The following is a 6766-nucleotide window of genomic DNA, read 5'->3' as shown; positions in this document are numbered from 1 at the left end:
GTTATACTTGACTTTTGTTAGCAGGTTTTTATTTCTTTATCTGTCCTTATGTTCAAATTTGTTGTAGCCATTTCATCATCTCCTTTAGGATAATTATATAAATTTATTCGTGCAAGGTCAATATATTGTCATTATCAAATGATTTTACATTTTATATATCATATTTAACAAATCCTTACTTACTTCAATAAAAAAAAGAGCAGCCTTTTAAGCTACTCTTATAGAAAGTACAAAATGAGTTAATTATTTTTTTCCTTTCCTCATACCAGTTGTAGAACTACTCTCACGTCCATGTAGTTTTTTTGAGTCTTTTTGACCTATCCTTCTTCATTTTTATCGAAGACAAAATGCTTATAAAACTGCTTAAAATACAAGATATCTAAATTTATATCTTTTGTATCAAGGCTACACTCTCCACATGTATTAAGACTACTCTGATGATAAACCCTACATCAAGAAATAGGTCTGCACGCTCGTTGCACGATGAAAGTTGGCAAAGGGAAAGATGCTTGAGAATAAACATCCAGTATGCTTTTAAAAAAGCATAAAAACCTACAAACACTTATCGGTTCATTCGTCATAAATACCTATATAGTTATAAAATTGCTCATGTAACCGCCTCATTTCATCCGGAGCCTTTATTGAATGTCGGTACATAAACTTTTCTCCAAAACGGCTTCGAAAAATAATCCCAAGAATAAACCCCATAATGGAGCATGGAAGAATTTGTAAAAACTTCAGTTTTATAGGAACAAGTTTAATTCCTTTTGTTTTAACATTAAAAAGATTTCTTCTGATTTGCTTCGCTGTTTTATTCATTAATACACGATCGTTTCCAGCATGCTCAGGATCATCTGAATGATAATAAGCATCTGCAATCGGCACGACCATTGCAAGATGACAAATCTGCCATGAATGCATGTCTTTTACAACTTGACATGGAATCATTGCCGATCGGAACAAATCGAACAGTTCTTTCTCACGACCACCTGACATGCCGATTGTAGTTGGCTGAATAAAGCGAGGCGTAAGGGCTGCATCCAAAATATCTCCGTCAAAGCCGCCGCCGGCACCCGGGAAAGCAGGGAGGATACGTCCTTTTCCGCAAATCTTTTCCCATGTATCATACGTTTCTAAAGAATTTACCATAGCTACAATGACAGGACTTATATTAGCTTGCAGTTCCGCCAAAGCAATATGCAATTGATTTTCTCTTACCGCAAGCAATATAAAATCATAACTGTCTAACGGCAGCAGTCGAGATAAAACGGATACTTTGGCAGTCCGAATCTCATTATTTTTTTTATACCTTAGCCCATACATCTGTAATTCTTTCAAACGATTTCCACGAGCATATACGGATACATCTGCTCCTGCTTCGGAAAACAAAGCCGCATAAAGACTTCCTATCACTCCTGCACCATAAATCAATACTCTCATCTTCACGGTCCTTTTATGTTTCTTCCTAAATTTCGATGTATTTTACGTATCCAAACAAAAGCTCACTATCCATTTAGATAAATGACCCGAAAATTCATCTTTATAATATTCCAACAATCAAAGCCTGAACCGCCGCTACAAACGGTATAATTAAAAACGGAGTAACTACAAAATGTTCCATGATTGCCAAATGCCTCATCCAGTTACTGAATTCATAATCCGGATGTCCCTCTGTCCCCTGAATGACGATTTTATCCTTATATTTCCCCTGGAACAACAGACAATCCAACAAAAAGAAATCTCCTAAGTTTAATATGCTCCACTGAATATAGCCCATCCAAAAAAGATTCCAAAATCCCGAAATGCCTGAATGTATAAGACTTGCTATGGAATATATGAAACAAATCCCGCAAATTACAATTGTTATAATGAAATTTATATTTTTCTCTTTTTTTGTCATCTGTTCAGGTGCAGCTTTCTGAATTGCCTTTGGATAAGAATCAAAAAAATATCTTGGATTAATAAGTACCAAGACTGCCACTGCACCGTTAAAGATTGCGGCTATTGCAATCCCGTCCAGAATCGCTCGTATATAATCCATAAAACTATCTCCTTACTAAATTCTATTCTTTTTCGCCTTTTTAGTCTCAATCCATTTTTCTCCCTTTATGATTTCGCTCATTTAGGTTCTCCTCACTTACGCAAACGTGTACGCTATATTACAACAAACATTATACCAGATAGCTTGTGTTTTTTTAACGGTTTGAGTGTTTTTATATAATTTTGCGTGGTGTCTAAGATAACGACAACAGTTTCATAGTATCAATATCTCCAAAACCACCTATGACAACAGTTCTGTAGTTTCAATACGGCAAAAAGCAGTTCCGTCGTTACAACCCTCTATTTTCAAGTAGTCAGAAATGTTGTCAAACATTCTAAAAAAGGATTCCAATCATTTGCCCAAACCGGGACAGTTCTTCGAAATTCCTTGATTTCAAGCCTTTTTATACAGTTTAGTCCTTCACTCTTGACATCAAACAGACAGTCTCCGCCGTCGAATCTTGCCAATGGTCGCACCCTGCGACGCTTCTCTTGGAGATTCTTGGCATGAGACCTACATCTATGGCTACTTCGATTCGCTTTGCGAATCTCGTACCAATAGGGTTAGGGCTTCAACGTGGATTGAGAGAACGGGTAGTATAGCTAGACTTTTTTGAGTGCACACTATGGCTATTGGGTGCACCTTTTAATGTTTAGTTTTTCCTGTATTACTACGGTTATCACTGCGTTGCTTTTTCAATTATTTCAATTCTCGATTAGGTAATTTTCCAGTTCTCAAAGCGACAGTAACAAACTCAACCTCTTGCAAGCACTTCTCGCAAAGTTCATAACCCTCATTGAAGTTCACTCTTGACCTAAATGTGCTAGCAATGAATTCGCATGGTGAGGTTATCCTTTCAACTACACCGCACCGTTCGCACGCAGCATACACATTTCCATCCTTAATTGGAATAAACATTCCATGGTCTTTCTCATTTCCCATGACACTAACATCTTCGAAATCATCAAATTTTACATAGAGCATATACGACTTCCTCCTTTATTGGTATGTCTATATACGCTCTAATTCCAACTTATATCAAGTTTTATTGCTTCTTTTTTGATCTATATGTCTTCTACTTCGCAATAGCTTTCCCATTAAGGCAGTGCACCATGTAATGCGCAAACCCATCTTTTTTACAGTTTACCTTCTTCTTATCTGAAACCTCGGTGACACCATTCTTACAATCTACTTCAAGGCTTGCATCCTTGGTGATTGTTCCTTCTAAAATACTCATGCCATTTAACGTATCAAGTGTACAAACATGAGTTACTTCTACGTTTGTTGCTGAAGCCGACCCATTACAACATTTAAGAAAAACATCATCAGCTTTCAAATTAACAACTTCTACCTTGCCATTGCCCACTTCTACATAAAGCTTACCAATCTCAATATCCGTGATGAGCACTTGATTAGAATCAGATTCAACCTCACAAACTTCCACATCATGTGGCAAACTCACAACAATTTCAGGCATACCCTGAGTAAACCACCTCAGCCAATTCGAAGCTGAGACTTTTTTAGTTTGAATAAGCCTTATAACATTTTGCTCTTCCTCAACCCTAAATATATCTTGTTCACAGTTAACAAAGCTCACACCAAAGGTATCAGCACGTTTCACCGTTAAACGAACATCTTTCGTCTCTGCGATAAACTTCTTATTATCCATTACTTAAGCACCTCCTCGTGCACATACTAATAATCAGGTCTCATTTTAACTTTTGAGCTATATTTTACCACTTCACAGGGTGGGTGTAAAGTGGGTGCACCTTTTAACGTTAACATCCTGTGCACTCAACCCTAGAGCGTCGACACGTTTCCTCAAACAGCCAAATCACGCTCAAAAACCGCGAGAACCCAGATTAAAGCCGCCACGCATTAAACCTTTTAACGATAGCCCTCGCTAAGCCTTGCTACACAAGGGCAAATTTGCACCCACCTAATCAGCCTTTGACATCAATACGACACTCTCGACGTGTGCAGTATTTGGAAAGAGATTTACTAGTGAAATTTTTTCTACACTATACACTTCTTTTAAAGACTTTAAATCTCTTGCTTGGGTTGCTGGGTTGCAGGAGATATAGACTAGTCTTTCTACTGGATTTTCTTTTAAAAAGTTTACTAGTTTTTCATCTAGTCCTTTTCTTGGTGGATCTACTATAATTTTATTTGGTGCAATTTTTTCTTCTTCCCAAAGTTTTTCTATAGTTCCTTCTGCTGGTCCCTGCACAAATCTTGCCTTAATATTATTTTTCTCTGCATTTTCTCTTGCATCATCTACTGCACTTTCAACAATTTCTATTCCTATGACTTCAGGACCAGACTTTGCCACTGAAAGGGATATGGATCCAACTCCACAGTAGAGATCGTAAATCTTATCATCCTCTTTAGGTTCAAGATAGTCTATTGCCTTCTTATATAATTTTTCCGTTGCAGGTCCATTGATTTGAAAGAAGGACTCTGGAGAAATTTTATAATTTATGCCAAGTAGTCTTTCCTCTATTGTGTCGTCCCCATAAATTTTTTCAAACTCTCGTGAGTAGTGAGTCTTATCTTCCTTGTTATAATTTAAGTAAATTGACTTTACTCCTGCATCTATGAGGTTAGACAAGATATCTTTTGTCTCTAGTCTTCCCTTCTTGCTCACAAGTATTAAGAGAATATCTCCCTTGTAATTAGTCCTAATTCCTATTCTCTTTAGGTCCTTTAATTTTTTATAGTCCCACATTATTTTAAGAACTTGATTAGCTGAATCTTTTTGCATAATGCAGGTCTTTATAGGAACAATTTCTTTAGAATTTTTGGCAAAAAGTCCAATCTTTCCATCCTTAACTTGGAACTGCATATTGTTTCTATAATGTGTTTTATATGGAGAGTCAATAACTTCTTCTACTTCTAGGTCAAGGCCAGCAAGTTTATTTAAATTTTTATTTACATCTGCTTCCTTCCATTTTAATTCCTTATCATCAGAATAATTTAGAAAGTCACAGCCACCACAATCTTTAAAATAAGGACAGGGGGATTCCACTCTGTCCTTAGATTTTTTTATTATTTTTAAAATTTCTCCCTTGGCGAAGTTTTTCTTTTTCTTCGTAATTATATACTCTACTTCATCCCCAATGACGCCCCCATTTAAAAATACTGGGCTTCCATTGAGCTTGGTTATGCCAAGACCCTTGAAGTCAAAGTCTATAATTTCTCCCCTAAATTTATTTTCTACCATATCTTAACTCTATTTTTGTATCGTAAATGTTTATCTTCCTATTCTTGTAAAGATTGCCTACTGCTCTTTTGTAGGCTTTTTTGCTTAGACCTGTTACGTCTTTAATTGCTTCTGGATCTGACTTATCTCCTAATTCCAGAACTCCATTGTTATCTTCAAGTATTTCTAAAATTAAGTCTGCATCAGCATCAATTTGCTTGTAGGCTTTTTCTCTTAATGTTAAGGTTATAAAACCTGTTTGAAGAATTCTTTGGACTCTTGCCTCTACTTCTTCTCCAACCTTGTAGATTCCCTTGATTTCTTCTATAGGAATCATACCGTCGTATTTGTTATTAATAGCGACAAAAGCACCTGGTCTACCAATGCTATAGATAGTTCCCTTTACAATGTCATTGACCTTAAAGTTTCCTTCTGTGCTTAGCTTGTCCTTTATATTCATTGTAAGTGCAAGCCTATCGCTCTTGTCGTGGTAAAGATAAAGCAGGTATTCATCGCCAACTGATAATCTTCCAAAGGATTCTTTAAAGGGTAAGAAGATATCCTTGCCAATTCCGTTGTCTACGAAATAACCAACCTTTGCCTTGTCAACAACCTTTAATTTTTTTAATTCTCCCACTTGAGCATAGGGTCTTTTCAAAGTTGCTTCAAAGTCTTCGTGGATGTTATAGACAAAAGCTTCCACTTCTTGTCCTACTTTTAAATCATCTCCTTCTCCTTTTGCAAGATAAACTCTTTCTCCATCTTGGTCTTTAAGACTTACTCTTCCATCTTTTTTAGATGCAACTGTTAATTTTTGTATTTTTCCTAATTCCATGCCTTCTCCTCTATTATCTCTCTACCAATCTCAGTCATACTTTCATACAAATCATCTATTATGCCGTAATCTATATCCTTTAAAGCATCTATCCCATAATAAATAAAAGCTGGATGTTTTAATAAGTTCAAAAATATTTCATAAGCCCTTGCCACTTCTCTGAGATTGTAATACTTAGCCATGAGCATACCAAACTTCACGCACTCTTCATTCCTCGAATCTCTCATAAGTAAAATTGAAAGGCCAATTAATTTACTTTCATCAAATTCTATTTTTTGAAGTAAGAATGTCAAAAAATTTCTCTCTGCTTCAAGAGCCTTTTTATCCTTAAAAAATTCTTCGAATTCTTCAATTGCCTTATTATCTCTTAAATAATAATCATCTAGGGCCTTGTTCAATTCTCTTGTCTTGATGTGATTTATTTTTTCCTCTCCCTTTATGATGCTAAGTTCATAAGATCCATTAGATAGGTTTATATCTTTTATCTCAGAGAGCTTTTCTAAATCAAAATTATTTTCTAGAAGAACTTTATAAATTGACTTATTCTTTTTAAATATATTAAATAGTCCCATAAACTTATTTTATCACAAATGCTTCCATAATATTTATTAAATGAAAAATACTTGTCAATACGCTCACGCTGATTAATCTTAAAAAAATTATTTTATAAACTAACTTAAAATTTCAA

Annotated in this window: 7 protein-coding genes; all 7 read right to left on the bottom strand. The window is 35.5% G+C overall.

Annotated elements, in window-relative coordinates; all coding sequences use genetic code 11:
• Positions 1 to 570: 570 nt before the first annotated feature.
• The 7 genes from HMPREF1864_RS02020 to HMPREF1864_RS01990 all read right to left on the bottom strand — a co-directional run bounded on the left by HMPREF1864_RS02020 (position 571) and on the right by HMPREF1864_RS01990 (position 6650).
• Complete coding sequence (locus tag HMPREF1864_RS02020; RefSeq protein WP_062571175.1) at positions 571 to 1440, bottom strand: ketopantoate reductase family protein; 870 nt, start codon at positions 1438 to 1440, stop codon at positions 571 to 573.
• 100 nt (positions 1441 to 1540) lie between these two features.
• Positions 1541 to 2041, bottom strand: a complete 501-nt coding sequence (locus HMPREF1864_RS02015) for a hypothetical protein (protein ID WP_062571174.1) — start codon at positions 2039 to 2041, stop codon at positions 1541 to 1543.
• A gap of 699 nt (positions 2042 to 2740) precedes the next feature.
• On the bottom strand, positions 2741 to 3025 hold the full coding sequence (locus HMPREF1864_RS02010) for a hypothetical protein (RefSeq protein WP_062571173.1): 285 nt from the start codon (positions 3023 to 3025) through the stop codon (positions 2741 to 2743).
• 91 nt (positions 3026 to 3116) lie between these two features.
• Positions 3117 to 3710, bottom strand: coding sequence for a DUF4097 family beta strand repeat-containing protein (locus tag HMPREF1864_RS02005; RefSeq protein ID WP_062571172.1), 594 nt, complete (start codon positions 3708 to 3710; stop codon positions 3117 to 3119).
• Between the two features lie 270 nt (positions 3711 to 3980).
• Positions 3981 to 5264, bottom strand: a complete 1284-nt coding sequence (gene rlmD, locus HMPREF1864_RS02000; RefSeq protein WP_062571171.1) for a 23S rRNA (uracil(1939)-C(5))-methyltransferase RlmD — start codon at positions 5262 to 5264, stop codon at positions 3981 to 3983.
• The gene (locus HMPREF1864_RS01995; RefSeq protein WP_062571170.1) at positions 5251 to 6078 is read right to left on the bottom strand and encodes a CvfB family protein; all 828 of its coding nucleotides are present in this window, start codon (positions 6076 to 6078) and stop codon (positions 5251 to 5253) included. The genes rlmD and HMPREF1864_RS01995 overlap by 14 nt, the downstream gene beginning before the upstream one ends.
• Positions 6069 to 6650: a hypothetical protein gene (locus HMPREF1864_RS01990; protein ID WP_062571169.1), complete on the bottom strand. Its 582-nt coding sequence runs from the start codon at positions 6648 to 6650 to the stop codon at positions 6069 to 6071. Before HMPREF1864_RS01990 ends, HMPREF1864_RS01995 begins: the two co-directional genes overlap by 10 nt.
• Positions 6651 to 6766: the final 116 nt, after the last annotated feature.

Origin of the sequence: Peptoniphilus sp. DNF00840 (genome assembly GCF_001553125.1) — a bacterium.
GTDB classification, from domain to species: domain Bacteria; phylum Bacillota; class Clostridia; order Tissierellales; family Peptoniphilaceae; genus Peptoniphilus_A; species Peptoniphilus_A vaginalis.
This window is presented reverse-complemented; position numbering and strand designations above follow the sequence as displayed.

What these genes read in the sequence shown, in the direction of transcription:
- HMPREF1864_RS02010 (WP_062571173.1), bottom strand. Translation starts at nt 3,025, where the DNA reads ATGCTCTATGTAAAATTTGATGATTTCGAAGATGTTAGTGTCATGGGA.
- HMPREF1864_RS02020 (WP_062571175.1), bottom strand. Translation starts at nt 1,440, where the DNA reads ATGAGAGTATTGATTTATGGTGCAGGAGTGATAGGAAGTCTTTATGCG.
- rlmD (WP_062571171.1), bottom strand. Translation starts at nt 5,264, where the DNA reads ATGGTAGAAAATAAATTTAGGGGAGAAATTATAGACTTTGACTTCAAG.
- HMPREF1864_RS02005 (WP_062571172.1), bottom strand. Translation starts at nt 3,710, where the DNA reads ATGGATAATAAGAAGTTTATCGCAGAGACGAAAGATGTTCGTTTAACG.
- HMPREF1864_RS02015 (WP_062571174.1), bottom strand. Translation starts at nt 2,041, where the DNA reads ATGGATTATATACGAGCGATTCTGGACGGGATTGCAATAGCCGCAATC.
- HMPREF1864_RS01990 (WP_062571169.1), bottom strand. Translation starts at nt 6,650, where the DNA reads ATGGGACTATTTAATATATTTAAAAAGAATAAGTCAATTTATAAAGTT.
- HMPREF1864_RS01995 (WP_062571170.1), bottom strand. Translation starts at nt 6,078, where the DNA reads ATGGAATTAGGAAAAATACAAAAATTAACAGTTGCATCTAAAAAAGAT.